This window comes from Paenarthrobacter sp. TE4293 (assembly GCF_050435325.1).
Taxonomy (GTDB): Bacteria; Actinomycetota; Actinomycetes; order Actinomycetales; family Micrococcaceae; genus Arthrobacter; species Arthrobacter nitroguajacolicus_C.
This window is the reverse complement of the sequence record NZ_JBNJRY010000002.1, coordinates 432,513-448,662: the sequence shown is the minus strand read 5'-3', so window position 1 is coordinate 448,662 and position 16,150 is coordinate 432,513. Positions and strand designations below refer to the sequence as shown.

The 16,150-nt window shown below is 63.8% G+C and carries 10 protein-coding genes; all 10 read left to right on the top strand.

Annotated elements, in window-relative coordinates; all coding sequences use genetic code 11:
* Positions 1–89: 89 nt before the first annotated feature.
* The 10 genes from speB (at position 90) to QF015_RS05395 (ending at position 16,111) form a co-directional block, all read left to right on the top strand.
* Positions 90–1,160 (top strand): agmatinase, encoded by a 1,071-nt coding sequence (gene speB / locus QF015_RS05440; protein WP_429387603.1) that lies wholly within the window; start codon positions 90–92, stop codon positions 1,158–1,160.
* Complete coding sequence (locus QF015_RS05435; RefSeq protein WP_429387601.1) at positions 1,157–2,860, top strand: thiamine pyrophosphate-binding protein; 1,704 nt, start codon at positions 1,157–1,159, stop codon at positions 2,858–2,860. The genes speB and QF015_RS05435 overlap by 4 nt, the downstream gene beginning before the upstream one ends.
* Positions 2,861–2,998: 138 nt before the next feature.
* Entirely contained in the window at positions 2,999–3,481 is a 483-nt protein-coding gene (locus QF015_RS05430; protein WP_310202128.1) for a MarR family winged helix-turn-helix transcriptional regulator, read from the top strand.
* Positions 3,482–3,489: 8 nt separating this feature from the next.
* A complete protein-coding gene (locus tag QF015_RS05425; protein WP_429387599.1) occupies positions 3,490–5,559 on the top strand; it encodes an MFS transporter in 2,070 nt (689 codons plus the stop codon).
* 290 nt (positions 5,560–5,849) lie between these two features.
* Entirely contained in the window at positions 5,850–7,583 is a 1,734-nt protein-coding gene (locus QF015_RS05420) for an ABC transporter ATP-binding protein (protein WP_310202124.1), read from the top strand.
* Positions 7,580–9,658, top strand: a complete 2,079-nt coding sequence (locus QF015_RS05415) for an ABC transporter ATP-binding protein (protein ID WP_310202122.1) — start codon at positions 7,580–7,582, stop codon at positions 9,656–9,658. The genes QF015_RS05420 and QF015_RS05415 overlap by 4 nt, the downstream gene beginning before the upstream one ends.
* A gap of 74 nt (positions 9,659–9,732) precedes the next feature.
* A complete protein-coding gene (locus QF015_RS05410; protein ID WP_310202484.1) occupies positions 9,733–10,149 on the top strand; it encodes an acyl-CoA thioesterase in 417 nt (138 codons plus the stop codon).
* 65 nt (positions 10,150–10,214) lie between these two features.
* On the top strand, positions 10,215–10,979 hold the full coding sequence (locus tag QF015_RS05405) for a copper homeostasis protein CutC (protein WP_429387596.1): 765 nt from the start codon (positions 10,215–10,217) through the stop codon (positions 10,977–10,979).
* Positions 10,980–11,127: 148 nt separating this feature from the next.
* The gene (locus QF015_RS05400) at positions 11,128–14,175 is read left to right on the top strand and encodes a glycoside hydrolase domain-containing protein (RefSeq protein ID WP_429387594.1); all 3,048 of its coding nucleotides are present in this window, start codon (positions 11,128–11,130) and stop codon (positions 14,173–14,175) included.
* Position 14,176: 1 nt separating this feature from the next.
* Positions 14,177–16,111: a DUF5107 domain-containing protein gene (locus QF015_RS05395; protein WP_429387592.1), complete on the top strand. Its 1,935-nt coding sequence runs from the start codon at positions 14,177–14,179 to the stop codon at positions 16,109–16,111.
* Positions 16,112–16,150: the final 39 nt, after the last annotated feature.

The following is a 16,150-nucleotide window of genomic DNA, read 5'->3' as shown; positions in this document are numbered from 1 at the left end:
ACTTGTAAACATGTGATGCATATTAGGCAACTTTGAGTGTATGATGGGTGTCACAGTCATCCCAGCTATCCACTAAGGAGTGGCGCATTTTGGAAGAGCTCCGTATTGAGGCCAACGGGAACCTTGGTCCCATCGATTCGTCCCGCATCCCGCGCTACGCCGGTGCCGCCACCTACGCCCGCCTGCCCCGCTTGGACCAGGTCGGCAAGGCTGACGTCACCGTTGTAGGTGTCCCCTTCGACTCCGGTGTTTCCTACCGTCCCGGCGCCCGCTTCGGTGCCAACCACGTGCGTGAGGCCAGCCGTTTGCTGCGCCCGTACAACCCCGCCTGGGATGTCAGCCCGTTCGAGAACATCCAGGTCGCCGACGCCGGCGACATGGCCGTGAACCCGTTCAATATCAATGAAGCCATTGAGACCATCCAGCAAAACGCGCTGGATCTCACGGCCAACGGCAGCAAGCTGGTCACCCTGGGTGGCGACCACACCATCGCCCTGCCGCTGCTCCGCGCGGCAGCCGAACGCGCCGGTGAGCCGATTGCGATGCTCCACTTCGACGCACACCTGGACACCTGGGACACCTACTTCGGTGCTGAGTACACGCACGGCACCCCGTTCCGCCGGGCCGTCGAAGAGGGCATCCTGGATACCGAAGCCATCAGCCACGTTGGTACCCGCGGTCCGCTGTACGGCAAGAAGGACCTCGACGACGACCACCGCTTCGGCTTTGGCATCGTCACCTCCGCAGACGTCTACTACCAGGGCGTTCTGGAGACGGTCGCAAAGATCCGCGACCGCATTGGCAACCGGCCGCTGTACATTTCCGTGGACATCGACGTTCTGGACCCGGCCCACGCCCCCGGCACCGGCACGCCTGAGGCCGGCGGCATCAGCAGCCGTGAACTCCTCGAGATCATCCGTGGGTTCCGCGGCATGAACCTCGTCGGCGCGGACATCGTGGAAGTTGCTCCGGCCTACGACCACGCAGAAATCACCGGTGTCGCAGGCAGCCACGTCGCCTACGAACTGGTGACCCTCATGGCAGACAACGCCGTCGAAGGTGACCGCCACGGCGCGCCCAACGGCTATGCACAGCAGGCCCTCGGCGCCCGCATTGCAGAGCTTGCCGAGGCCACCGGGGCAGCTGGAGAGCAACGATGATCGACTTCGATCCCGGCACAGCAGCCCCCACGAAGGGGACCAACCAGCGCAACGGTGGGGACCTCGTCGTCGAGACCCTTGAGGCGCTGGGCGCGAAGACCGTTTTCGGTATTCCCGGCCAGCACGCGTTGGGGCTGTTTGACGCGATGGGCCGCGGCAATCTGCATTTCGTTTCTTCCCGCGTGGAGAACAACTCGGCCTTCGCAGCTGACGGCTACTCGCGTGCCACGGGCGAGGTGGGTGTGTTGTTCCTGTCCACCGGTCCCGGCGCGCTGACGTCCCTTGCTGGTCTGCAGGAGGCCTATGCCACCGGTGTTCCCATGGTGGTGGTTGCCAGCCAGATCCCGCTGGACGGCCTGGGTGCACGTCGCAAGGGCATGCTGCACCAGCTCGATGACCAGAAGGCTTCGGCTGCGAACGTCACCAAGAGCCAGCGACTGATCCAGCACGCTTCGGGCATCCCGTCGGCCATCCAGGACGCATGGACCGAGGCGATCTCCTCGCCGCAGGGTCCGGTCTGGATCGAAATCCCGCAGAACGTTCTGCTGGATCCCATCATGGTCCCGCCGGTGGAGGACGCGCTTGCTGAGGCGTTCGACAACCCGCCGCGCGTCGAGCTGATCCGCGAGGCCGTGAAGTGGCTTTCGACGGCGGAACGTCCGGCGATCATCGCCGGCGGCGGTACGCGCCGTGGCCGGGCTGAGAAGTCGTTGCTCTCGATCGCCGAGCAGTTGCGTGCTCCGGTGATTTGCACTCCCGGCGGCAATGGCGCGTTCCCGTGGACCCACGAACTTTCGCTGCAGTCGTGGATCGAGGACCGGTATATGACCGATGTCCTCGAAGACGCCGACGTCCTGATCGTGATCGGTTCCTCCTTGGGTGAAGTGACCTCGAACTACTTCACGTTCGAACCCCGCGGCCGCATCATCCAGATCGACGCCGAACCGCGCGTCCTGGAATCCAACAGGCCTGGCCTTGGCATCCGTGCCGACGCCGGCCAAGCCCTTGCAGCATTGGATGAAGCCCTCGCGGCAGCAGGGGCAGCGGACGCGACAAAGCGTGATTGGCACGGCACCAGCCCGGAAGACGTGGTCAAGGACTCCCTGGCCAAGGTCACGGCCCGGCTGGAATCCCAGGACCTGGCCAAGGAACTGAAGTTCATGTCGGACATCCGCGAGGCTGTTCCGGCTGACATGCAGACGTTCTGGGACATGACCATCTCGGCGTACTGGGGCTGGAGCTGCTGGGACGCCCGGCAGGGCCAGTTCCACTCCGCCCAGGGTGCTGGCGGCCTCGGTTACGGTTTCCCCGCAGCCATCGGCGGCGCGGTAGGCCTGGAAACCACCGGCAAGCCAAGCCGGGTGCTCGCCGTATCCGGTGACGGGTCCTCCATGTACTCCATCTCCGAGCTCGCCACGGCCAAGCAGCACAACGTCCCGGTCACCTGGCTGATCGTGGACGACGGCGGCTACGGCATCCTGCGCGAGTACATGGTGGGTGCCTTCGGCCAGGCCACGGCCACCGAACTCGCCCGCCCGGACTTCGTCAAGCTCGCCGAGTCCTTCGGCGTCCCGGCCCGCCGGGTCGCCCCGGAAGACGTGGGGGACGCGCTCAAGGCGTCCTTCGAAGCGGACGGACCCAACGTCGTCGTGGTTGAAACGCTGCTGAAGATGTTCGGCCCCACGCACCTGGACGACTAAGCAAACCAACAGCCAGCCCCCGCACGGAACACCGTGCGGGGGCTGGCTGCTTTTAACAGTGGCGTGCATCTTTAGTTTCCCAAAGCAATCAATCTGAGGTATAGTTGCTTTAGGCAAACAAAAAGAGGGGTGTTTTCCATGTCCGTCGGTTCTGCCACAGCGACCGATCTTGTGCATCAAATCTTCGACCTCCAGCGCACGCTGCGCTGCGTGGTGACCGCCCACATGGCCCGCGTTCCCGACGTCGGCATGGCGGTCCAAGGCGTCATGCGCTTCATCGGCGAGGGGGAGACGCGCGCTACGCACCTGGCCACGCGCCTTGGCGTCAGCGCCCCGGTCCTGAGCCGGCACATCACCGAGCTCGAGGATCTGGGCTTCGTGGTCCGGAGGCCCGATCCCGCGGACGGCAGGGCCCAACTCCTCGCACTGACAGAGAACGGCGCGGCCAAGCTGCGCGAATTCGAAGAACAACGCAGCGTGAGACTGCGGGATTACCTGGCGGATTGGAGCGAGGCTGACGCCCTCGAGGCCTCCCAGGTCATCAACAAACTCACGGAGTCCCTCAAGGACTCAATCCGGGCAACGGCGGCCGGCTCCATCACAACAAACCAGACAGCTTAGGAGCCACCATGGCCACACCAGCAGTTCAGAACACCAAGGCGGTGGACGCCTCAGTTAACAAGGCCGCCGCTCCCATGACCCATCGGCAAATCATGGAAGCCCTCACCGGCCTCCTCGCGGCATTCTTCACGGCGATCCTCAGCAGCACGATTGTTGCCAACGCGCTGCCCACCATCATGTCCGAGCTCAAGGGCACCCAGACCGACTTCGCCTGGGTCATCACAGCCGCGCTGCTCGCGAACGCAGCCACCACGCCCATTTGGGGCAAGCTCGCCGACCTCTTCGACAAGAAGCTGCTGGTCCAGCTGAGCATCATCATCTTCGTGGCAGGCTCCGTCATGGCCGGCTTGTCCGAAACCATCCCGCTGCTGCTGACCGCCCGTGTCATCCAAGGTGTCGCCATGGGTGGCCTCACCGCGCTGGCACAGGCCATCATCGGCTCGATGATCCCGCCACGCGACCGCGGCAAATACTCCGGTTACATGGGTGCCGTGATGGCCGTCGGCACCGCCGGTGGTCCGCTGCTGGGTGGCTTCATCGTTGACAGCCCGCTGGGCTGGCGCTGGACGTTCTTCGTGTGCGTGCCGCTGGCCGTCGTCGCGCTCATCCTGCTTCAGGTAACCCTGAAGATCCAGCACATCAAGCGCCCTGCAAAGATCGACTGGCTCGGCTCCATCCTCCTGACCTCCGGTGTCAGCCTGCTCCTGATCTGGGTCTCCTTCGCAGGCAACCCGGACTACTACGACTGGTTCTCCTGGCAGTCGGCCCTCATGGTGGGTGGCGGCGTTGCACTGCTGGCCGTCCTGGTGTTCGTGGAAACCAAGGTTGCACAGCCGATCATCCCGCTGAAGATCATCTCCGAGCGCACCACGGCATTGGCCATTGTTGCTTCGGTTGCTGTCGGCATCGCCATGTTCGGTTCCTCCACCTTCCTGGGCCAGTACTTCCAGGTTGCCCGCGGTGCTACGCCCACAGAGGCCGGCCTGCTGACACTGCCCATGATCGCCGGCAACCTGATTGGTTCGGTCGCATCCGGTATCCTGATCAGCCGCTTCGGCAAGTGGAAGAGGTTCCTGATCGCGGGCTCCGTCCTCCTCATTGGTGGCCTCGCCTTCGCCGGGACCATGGACCACACCACGGAGTTGTGGATCGTGGCGATCTACACGGGCGTCTTCGGCCTGGGCCTCGGCATGCTGATGCAGAACCTGGTGCTGGCTGTGCAGAACACGGTCCAGGCCAAGGACATCGGAACTGCCAGCGCATCGGTGGCGTTCTTCCGCTCGGTGGGTGGCGCGATCGGTGTCTCCGTCCTGGGTGCGATCATGTCCAACCACGTGAAGGACCTGGCTGTTGAAGGTATGGCTGCCGCCGGCATTCCGGTCCAAGGCGGCGCCTCGGGAGCCAGCATGGACCTTGCCGATATGCCGGCGCCGATCGCTGACATCATGCGCGCTGCCTACGGCGACGCCACTGCTCAGATCTTCCTGATCTCAGCGATCATCAGCGTGGTGGCACTCCTTGCGGTGCTCTTCATCAAGGAACGTCCGCTGCGCCGCACCGTTGATGCGGCACCGGATAAGGAACTCCTGGCCACGGCATCGTCAGACGCCGGCATGTCACTGGACACGGCGTCCATGGACGCAGTCACAACGGACGACGACGGCGCAGGCACCCTGGGTGCCGGGCGTCAGGTACCGGCCGGCGAACGTCAGGTGCCGCGCACCGAACGCCCCTCCTCCAACGCGGACTCCGGATCCGATCTCGACCTTGAGTTTGCCCGGATTCTGACGCAAGAACGCCCGCATGCCCCCGCCGACGTGAAGGAAGTACAGGAGCAGTTGTCCCGCACCCAGTACGTCCTGGCGGAGCAGCAGCTGCAGCTCAGCCGGGCCAATGTGGAACTGCAGGCGAGGTTGCGGGATCAGCAGGCCATTGCGGAGCAGCAGACCCGCACTGCGGAGGAACTCGCAGCGATCCGCAAGGAACTGAAGCGGGAGCGCCGGCAGCAGGAACGGATGGCTCTGATGCTTCTCCAGGGCGTGGAAGCCCGTTCCGACCACGGCAAGCACGCAGGCTAGAACAGGAACAGGTCCCGGCCTGGTCGAAACTCCTGGCGTACTGCGCCCGGTACAAACGAACACAGGTGGGACGCTAAGCGCCGGCTGGATTCCAGCCGGCGCTTTACTGTGGGCACACCCCCCCAGCGGGAGCACCCGCCGACACGGCAAATACTCCGCTGGGATGATCTTTTCCGTAGGTTGTTTCGCCGGGGCAACGGATTTCGTAGAGTGGGGAGGCTAATACTGTCAGCCCCTGCTGCAACACTTCTCTTATCTCATTCGCGCACTCTTTCTAAGGACCCGTGGGCATGCTTGTCACCCTTATACGGCGCTACTCCAAGCCGTATTTGCCGCAGATTGTGGCCGTACTGATTTTTCAGTTGGCGTCCACTATCGCCACGCTCTACCTCCCCAGTCTCAACGCCAAGATTATTGATGAGGGAGTTTCCCGCGGCGACACCGATTTCATCTGGCAGACCGGCGCGCTCATGCTCGCCGTTGCCCTGGGACAGGTGCTCAGTGCCATCGTCGCCGTCTACTTCGGTTCCCGCGTCGCGATGGCCATCGGCCGGGACCTGCGTCGCAGCGTTTTCCGCCAGGTCAGCAGTTTCTCGGCCCAGGACGTCAACAGGTTTGGTGCCCCCACGCTGATCACCCGCGGAACCAATGATGTCCAGCAAGTGCAGATGCTGGTGCTCATGGGGTTGAACTTCATGGTGTCCACGCCCATCATGTGTATCGGCGGCATCATCATGGCGCTCCGTGAGGATCTCAATCTCTCCTGGCTCGTGTGGGTCTCCGTTCCTGTTCTGGTGGCTGTCGTGGGCTACCTCGTGGTCCGCCTCATGCCGCTCTTCCGCTCCATGCAGACCAAGATCGACGCCATCAACGGCGTGCTGCGCGAACAGATCATCGGTATCCGCGTGGTCCGCGCATTTGTGCGCGAACCCCATGAAGCCAAGCGTTTCGGCGACGCCAATGAGGATCTCACCGCAGTGTCCGTGAAGATCGGCAACCTCTTCGTCCTGATGTTCCCGGCGATCGGCATGATCCTTCACCTCTCCACGGCTGCTGTTCTTTGGTTCGGCGGCCAGCGCGTGGACTCCGGCGAGATGCAGGTGGGCGCCTTGACGGCCTTCCTGCAGTACCTGCTGCAGATCCTGATGGCTGTCATGATGGGCACCTTCATGGCCATGATGATTCCCCGCGCGTCAGTCTGTGCAGACCGCATCGGTGAGGTGCTCGACGTCGAGCCTTCCATCCACAACCCCAGCTCGCCGGTGGTGCCCGCCGAGAAGAAGGGACGCGTTGAATTCCGGGATGTCACCTTCAAGTACCCCGGTGCCGAGGCTCCCGTCCTGAGCAATATTTCCTTCACGGCAGAGCCCGGCAAGACCCTGGCCATCATCGGCTCCACGGGAGCAGGCAAAACCACCTTGGTCTCGCTGCTGCCGCGGCTCTACGACGTCGCCTCGGGTGACGTCCTCCTCGATGGCGTTCCTGTGACGGACATGGACTCCTCCGAGATCACCAGCCGCGTGTCGGCCGTTCCGCAGAAGCCCTACCTGTTCTCCGGAACCATTGAGCACAACCTTCGCTTCGGCAAACCGGACGCCACCGATGACGAACTCTGGGACGCGTTGGAGACCGCGCAAGCCAAGGGGTTCGTCGAGGAGAAGTCCTCAGGACTGAACCGCCGCATCGCCCAGGGCGGAACCAATGTCTCCGGTGGCCAGCGCCAGAGGCTGTCCATTGCCAGGGCCCTGGTGACCAAGCCCAACGTTTACCTTTTCGACGATTCATTCTCTGCTTTGGACGTTGCGACGGACGCCCGGCTCCGGAAAGCCCTGAAAGCCAAAACCCGGGATGCGACGGTCATCATTGTGGCCCAGCGCGTCTCAACCATCGCCGACGCGGACGAGATCCTGGTGCTGGACAACGGCCGCATCGTTGACCGCGGAACACACGACGAACTGCTGGAGACGTCACCTACGTACCAGGAAATCGTTGAATCCCAGCTGAGCGTGGAGGAAGTGGCATGAGCGAGCAGAACCAGCAGAAGGAGCGTGGCTGGGCTGCCAAGGCAGAGGCTGCGAAGGATGCCAAGGCAACAGCCGAGGCCGAAGCGGCAACAGAGGTCCTTGATGACGAGGACTTCGTCGAGGAGGAGTACGTTCCCTCCGAAGCCGACGGCGGCATGTTCGGCGATGTTCCGGCCAAGAAGGCCAAAGCGTTCTGGCCCTCGGCCAAGCGGCTGATGGGACTGCTGAAGCCCGAAAGCGTTGGCGTCTACATCGTCATCGGCCTCGTCGTGGTTTCAGTGGTGCTCAACGTGATCGCCCCCAAGGTCCTGGGCAGTGCCATGGACGTCATCTTTGGTGGCGTCGTGGGCAAGCAGATCCCTGAAGGTGTCTCCCAGGAGCAATTCGTGGAGCTCATGCGCCAGCAGGGGCAAGGCAACTTCGCCGACATGGTGTCCAAGATGGAGCTCACCAACGGCATCGACTTCCCCAAGTTGACGTTCCTGATTTCGATCGTGCTCCTGATGTACTTTGTGGCCAACATTTTCCTGTGGGCCCAGGGCTGGTTGCTCAACCGGATCGTGATGCGGGTCATCAAGCAGCTCCGCAATGACGTCCAGGCGAAGCTCAACAGGCTCCCGCTGAACTACTTTGACACCCGCCAGCGCGGCGACATCCTCTCCCGTGTCACCAACGACGTCGACAACGTCCAGCAGGGACTTCAGCAGGCGTTCGCGCAGCTGGTCAGCTCCGTGCTGACAGTCCTTGGCATCACCGTGATGATGTTCATCGTGTCCTGGGAACTGGCGTTGATCGCGCTGATCGCACTGCCTCTCTCCGGCATCGTCGCAGGCGTCATCGGCGCCCGCAGCCAGAAGCTCTTTGCTGCGCAGTGGAAGAACACCGGCGCCCTCAACGGCCAGATCGAGGAATCGTTCTCCGGCCACGATCTTGTGAAGGTGTTCGGCCGCGACGCCGACATGCTGGAGCGGTTCGACGCTAAGAACGAGGAACTCTACAAGGCGTCCTTCGGTGCGCAGTTCGTATCCGGCGTGATCTTCCCTGCGATGAACTTTGTGTCCTACCTGTCCTACGTCGGCATCGCCGTGGTCGGTGGCCTGCGGGTCGCTTCGGGCTCCATGAGCCTTGGTGACGCCACGGCCTTCATCCAGTACTCGCGTGAGTTCACCCAGCCGCTGGGCCAGATCGCCGGTATGGCGAACATGCTCCAGTCCGGTGTGGCCTCCGCCGAGCGCGTCTTCGAGTTCCTCGATGCGGATGAAGAAGTCGAGGAGAACGGCACGCGTCACCTGCCCGCCAAGACCGACGGCCATGTTGAGTTCGAGCACGTCTCCTTCAGCTACGTGGAGGACAAGCCGCTCATTGAGGATCTGTCCTTCGCCGCCGAACCTGGCCACACCGTTGCGATTGTCGGACCCACAGGTGCCGGCAAGACCACCTTGGTGAACCTTGTGATGCGCTTCTACGAGCTCAACTCCGGCCGGATCACGCTGGACGGTGTGGACATCAAGGACCTGACCCGTTCCGAGCTGCGCTCCAAGGTGGGCATGGTGTTGCAGGATGCATGGCTCTTCGGCGGGACCATCTACGACAACATCAAGTACGGCAACCTGGACGCCACCGAAGAGCAGATCATGGAGGCCGCGAAGGCCACCTACGTAGACCGCTTCGTGCGGGCACTGCCTGACGGCTACCAGACGATCATCGACGAAGAAGGAAACAACGTCAGCGCCGGTGAGAAGCAGCTCATCACCATCGCCCGTGCCTTTGTCTCGGATCCCTCGTTGCTGATCCTTGATGAAGCCACCAGCTCCGTGGACACCCGTACCGAACTGCTGCTGCAGAAGGCCATGGCCGCCCTCCGCACCGACCGGACAAGCTTCGTGATCGCCCACCGGCTCTCCACCATCCGGGATGCCGACACCATCCTGGTGATGGAGAACGGCAAGATCGTGGAGCAGGGCAACCACACCCGGCTGCTCGCCCTCCAGGGCGCGTACTACCGGTTGTACATGTCCCAGTTCGCCGGTGAGGAAGAAACCGCAGTGGATGATTCGACGGCGGTGCACAGCTGAGCACCGACTCACTGAAAACTGGCGTGAACGTCCAGGATTCCACGGCACCCCAGCGCATTGAGGTCCTTGTACCCATGCGCTGGGGTGACATGGACGCCTACGGACATATCAACAACGTGCAGATCGTTCGCATGCTCGAGGAAGCCCGCATCGCAGCTTTCGGCCCACCCCGCGGGGCGGGCCTTCCGGGCGTGGAGCCTCCCGCGGCACTGTTCAACGATGTCGAAGAGGGCACCATGACCCTCGTGGTGGAGCATAAAGTCCGATATGTCCGGACTTTGGAGTACCGCAACATCCCGGCCGTCGTGGAGATATGGGTTGGCGCCGTCAAAGGCGCCAGCTTCGATCTCCACTACGTCATCAAGGACCCCGTGACCCGGGAGGATTGCGTCAAAGCCACCACCCACCTTGCTTTCGTCGCCGAGGCCACGGGGCGGGTCCTGAGGCTCACCCAGGAGCAAAAGGAAAAGCTGGAACGGTACCGCGCGTAGCGTGCCCTGCCAGCACAAACCTACCCTCGTGTGTGCTCAGTCCCGTGTGCCCGTAGAGTTTCAGCATGAAACTTGAAATTGCCGTGGTCAGCGCGGCCGGTGCGGGTGTCGCTGCCGCCGAAGGAGCCAACCGCGTCGAGCTCTGCAGCAGCCTCGAACTCGGTGGAATCACACCCAGCCAAGGGCTCATGGAAGCCAGCATGGAGCACGTTGACGGCCGGCTTGAGATCCATCCCCTGATCCGCTCAAGGCCTGGCGACTTCCTGTACTCGGCGTCGGACGTGGACACCATGGTGCACGAGGTCCGCCACTTGCTGGCCCAGGGTGCGCACGGGGTTGTGGTGGGAGCCCTCACTCCTGCCCGGGAAGTGGATGTCCACACCATCCAGCGTCTGGTGGAAGCAGCGAAGGAAGCCAACCCAGAAGCCCAGCTGACCTTTCATCGGGCCATCGACCAATCCAAGGATCCCCTCGCAGCCCTCGATCAGCTGCTGGAGCTGGGCTTCACCAGGGTGCTGACCTCCGGACACGAAGCCACCGCGGGCTTGGGGTTATCCACCTTGACCACCATGGCGGAACGCGTCGGACACACCCTGCAGATCATGGCTGGTGGGGGACTGTCCCTCGACGATATCCCCGCCATGCACAGGGCGGGTCTTTCGGCCGTCCACCTGTCCGCCAAGAAGACCGTTTCCACCCTCGGTGAGGGAGCGATTTCCCTCGGAGCGAACGACCACAGCGATCCCACCGCCTACACCGTTACCGACCGCGACATCGTCCGGGCGGCCAGGGCGAAGGTGAACGCCCTCAATCTGGAAACCCATAGTTAGCCACGGCCGTCCCGTCCAGCAGGTGGGCGGGCGAATTCCAGTGAGTACGCATCGCAATGACCCTTTACGACTCCTCGGAACGTCGGGATGATGTAAGGATTCACCAACTCGGTGGAGAGCCACGCAGCTACCTTCAGGAGTCCCAGCGATGCCGCTGCCCACGCCGGTTTCACCGGCCGTTGTTTTCCCTTCGCCCACCACCAGAAAGAGCAACCTGACCGAAGGCCACCCGGAGGTGGACTGCGGCGTGGGGGCGTGGGACAAACTGCTCTACGGAAACCACCGTTTTGTGGTGGTTGCGGGGAACGGGACACGGGCGGCCCAGGCTTACAGGGTGGTCCTCCCATGGCGTCGGCAGGACGAGGATCCGGCCGGCGTGGACGTCATCATCGTTTCGGAGCAGACAGGTGCCAGGGTCCGGAACGTGATCGTGGAGGAGGCCTCCCGGGAGTCCGGAAGCATCGTTTTTGAGGCTATCGATGGTCAAGGGATCTACTTTGTCTACTACCTGCCCTACGCCATGCTGGGAAAACCCCATTATCCCCAGGCGCAGTACCTCCCGCGTCGTCCCACTGCGGATCCTGCGTGGGCGGCCGTCGTCGGGCGTTCCTTTGGGACGGGCAGAGCGCAAGGCGATCTGCCCAACGCCACGGTCCTTCGGTATGAGGCCGCCAGTGAGCGCGATTCCTTCGCGCCCATGAACTTCACGGCCCGCAGGGACGAACTGGAACGATTCCGGTCCCGCCACGCGGAGGATGCCTTCCTGGTCTTCCCCGAAGACCGGCTGAATCCCATTTCCATGCGCAGGGACTTGCCGGCGCATTGGGTCATGAGTGGCCCGTCGTACTCTCTTCAAGGGGCCGCCCAAGCGGGGGAGGACTACGTGGTCCAACTCGGGCTTTACGCGCAGAAGGACCTTGAAGACGTCACTGTCGCAGTGACCTCCCCGGCGGGAGGCCACTGCATCAACACCGACGGGGTGGACCGATTTGGAAAGCCATGGCGCAGGACGCTGGGCGTTCCGGCCGGGACCGTGCAGGCCCTGTTCATCATCCTTCCCATCCCGTTGAACGCTGCCGGAGGTTCACACTGCGCGGTGATTGCCATCGAGGCAGCAGGCGAAGCGGCATGGGAGGTCGGGGTCACGTTGGACGTAGCGCCGGAAACAGAGCCGCCGCCGGCCGCCGGAGGATTCGGTGACCCGCGATATCTGCGCCGCCTGGCGTGGCTGGATTCGCCGGTTGCCCAGGACGCGGAACTCGTCAGGCCTTTCACCGCCATCACGCTGGATGAACCGACCAAAACGCTGGGGATTCTGGGCAGGTCGCTACAGGTCGCCGAGTCGGGACTTCCGGCGCAGGTGACGTCCACCTTCACCACCGCCGTCACGGCAACGGACGGTCCCGCCGTCGAGCTTTTCAGGGGCCCGGTGCGACTGGACATCGAGGGCATCCACTGGAGCTATTCGCCGCTCACTTTCACGGCTGAGGGACCCGCCCGGATGTCGTGGCGCTGCCACTGGAGCGGGCAGCAACGGAGCGGCGAGGCAGGCGGCACAACTGCCGTCATAGTGCAAGTGACCGGAGTGCTCGACGCCGATGGGACCGTGTCGTACTCGCTTCGGCTCGTGCCGGAGCGGGCGGCGGAGGTGCCCGACGTCGGCCTGCAGTTGGCGTTTCATGAGACTGCGGTTCCGCTCGCGATGGGACTGGGTGTTCCCGGAGGGCGACGCCCTGACTCCTTGGACTGGGCCTGGGATGTTGCGGCAAAGAACCAGGACGCGCTGTGGTTGGGGAGCGTGAATGCCGGGATGCAACTGTCCCTCCGGGACGGCACCTATGAGCGGCCACTGAATACCAATTTCTACCGCGAGAAACCGCTGGTTGAGCCGGTGTCGTGGGCCAACCGCCAGGCAGAGGGGATCCGCGGCGGGATCACACTGCGGACCATGGAGAACACGGTGACAGTAAATGCCTTCAGCGGGGCGCGGACCCTGACCGCGAACGAGCCATTGGATTTCGACTTCCGCCTCCTGCTGACACCGTTCAAGCCCCTCCGCCCCGGCAACCACCTGGCTAAGCGCTACTTCCACCAGCCCGCGGACCCGGCGGATATCAGGGCGGCGGGAGCCACCGTGGTCAACGTGCACCACGCCACGGCACCCGCCCCCTACATCAACGACCCCCTGCTGACCGTGGAGTCACTGCGGGAATACGTGGCTGAATGCCACCGCCACGGACTCAAAGCCAAGGTGTACAACACTGTCCGCGAGCTCACGTTCCACAGTCCGGAGCTGCTGCCGCTGATGCAACTGGACCATGAGATCCTCAGTGACGGCCCGGGTGCGGGACACATATGGCTCCAGGAACATGCCGGGAGCGGCTACGTCTCCGCATGGTTCGCTCCGGACGTGGATGACATCGCCGTCGTGACCACAGGGGAGTCCCGGTGGGAGAACTTCTACGTGCGCAGCCTGCAGGAGCTGGCCAACGGGGTGGATGGAATCGACGGCATCTATCTCGATGACATCGCCTATGACCGCCACGCGATGCTTCGTGTTCGCAAAGTCCTGGAGAGGGCCTGCGGGGCGCGCGGCGTGGACGGCCCTGACATCGACCTCCACTCGGCCAACCAGTTCACGGCGAATGACGGCTATGCGTCCTCGGCCAATCTGTACATGGAGCAGCTGCCCTACGTGGACAGGCTGTGGCTGGGGGAGTACTTCGACTACGACACCACGGACCCCGACTATTGGCTGGTGGAATTGTCGGGCATTCCCTTCGGCCTCATGGGAGAGATGTTGGAAGGCGGCGGCAACCCCTGGCGCGGAATGGTGTTCGGCATGACCGGCCGGGCTCCCGCCGTCGACAACCGGCCGCTCTGGGAATTCTGGTCCGAAACCGGGCTGGAACACGGCCGGATGCACGGCTTCTGGGACCCGCAGGCACCCATCCGGACCAGCCACCCGGACGTCCGGGCCACTACCTGGCTCACAGACCGCGGGATGGTGGTGGCGTTGGCTTCCTGGGCCGGGGACACTGAGCATGTGAGGTTGATATTCGACGACGGAGCTGCCGCCACCAGCCGCATCAACGCTCCGGCGATCCCCGGCTTCCAAGCCGCCGCAAGTTACGCACCCGGCGATGCCATCACCCTTGAGCCGCGGCGCGGCCTCCTCCTCACGATCGGATACTGACGTGGCCATCACAGCCTCCAACCTCACCGTTACCACCATCCCGTTGACCATGGCCGAGCTCGGTCCACTGAACCCCTTGCCGGTAGTCGCCGCCGAACTGGACCAGCCCTACACCGTCGGCGAGGGCGTGCCGGAGGAACTCCAGGCATCAGCCCGCTACGGCGTGGTGCCCAACGTCTACCCGTACCTCATGCAGGACGGGTACAGCCGCGACGCGGCACCCAGGGAGGTTCCCGCCGTCGTGCTTGAAAACAGCAAACTGAAGGTGACGGTCATCCCTTCGCTGGGCGGGCGCATCTGGGAGCTATTCGACAAAGCAACCGGGAAGCAGCTCCTCCACACGCACGACGCCCCGCAACTGGCCAACATCGCGCTGCGGAAGGCCTGGGTTGCCGGCGGGTTGGAGTGGAACATCGGCACCCGTGGCCATTCACCCACCAGTTGCGATCCGCTGCACACGGCCATCGTCCACACCGCGGATGGTAAGCACATCCTGCGGATGTGGGAGTTCGAACGGCTCCGGGAAGTGGTGTTCCAAGTGGACGTCTGGCTCCCTGCGGACTCGGCCGTCGTCTTCGCCGCGGTGCGGATCAGGAACCCGAATGGCCACGACGTGCCCATGTACTGGTGGAGTAACGCCGCCATCCCGGAGACCGACCGTACCCGGGTGATCGCTCCGGCGGACGAAGCCTACGGCAGTGACTACACCACGGACATCACCCGCGTCCGGCCCACCGCCCATGAAGGCTATGACGGCACCTGGCTGGTCAACAGCCCGCACGCGGCGGACTTCTTCTTCGACATCGACCCTTCCGAGCGGCGTTGGGTGGTGGCAGCGGACGACGACGGCGATGGGCTGGCGATGTTGTCCACGGGCCTCCTGCGGGGAAAGAAACTGTTCGTGTGGGGCCAAGGACAGGGCGGAAAGCGATGGCAGGAGTGGCTGAGCCCCGGAGCCGGACCTTACGCCGAAATCCAGGCCGGCCTCGCCCAGACGCAATTCGAACACCTCATCATGCCGGCCAGGGCTGAATGGGCGTGGGTCGAGGCCTACGGGAACGGGCACCTTGATCCGGAGACCTCGCACGGTGCCGACTGGGACGCTGCCGTGGCCCATGCCGGCGAACGCTTGGAAGGGCTCCTGCCGCACGGGGAACTCGAGGCAATGCTTCCCGCCGCCATCACCGATGCCGACGTCCCGCCGTCGAAAATGCTCTTGCATGGGAGTGGCTGGGGCGTGGTGGAGCGTGCCCGGCGGCTCAAGACCGGCCGGACGTGGATCGATGAAAGCGGAACCCCGTTCGTGGCTGAAAGCGTCACAGGCGAGCAGGAACCGTGGCTTACGCTGCTGCAGGGAAAGAGGTTCGAGGGCGCGCCCGGTTTCGTCGCGGGGGAGGACTGGGAGGAGTTGCTGGCAGGGCAGGACAGCCCCGAAGCGCAATTCCATCTGGCCACCATGAAGCATGCCCGGCAGGATCTGGAGGGCGCCAAGAAGGGATATCGCGAGGTACTGGCCGTGGCGGATGCCAGACCGGAAACAACAGCGTTGGCACATCGCGGACTCGGGCTGGCGCTGCTGGCTGAAGGCCAGAATACCGACGGACTTGCTGAGCTCCGCCAGGGCGTGGCGGCAGGCAGTTCCAGCGTTGCCTTGCTCACCGAAGCCGTCACCCTCAGCATCCGTCATGGTGACCCCGCCTCGGCGCTGGAACTGGCCGAATCGGCACCCAGGGAGGGCGCCGGCGTCGGACGTTTGACGTTCCTCAAAGCGTTGGCGCTCGCACGCACGGGCAATCCCGGCGAGGCGGCATCGATTCTGCGTGAAGGCGTCGAGATCCCGGACCTCCGGGAGGGAGAGGACGCCATCGCGGACCTCTGGGAAGAGGTATGCCCTGACGAACCCGTCCCGGCTGCCTACCATTTCGGAATGCACTAGTGGCCGGTGTGGCCTCCCGCACATCAGGGGCAATCTCTG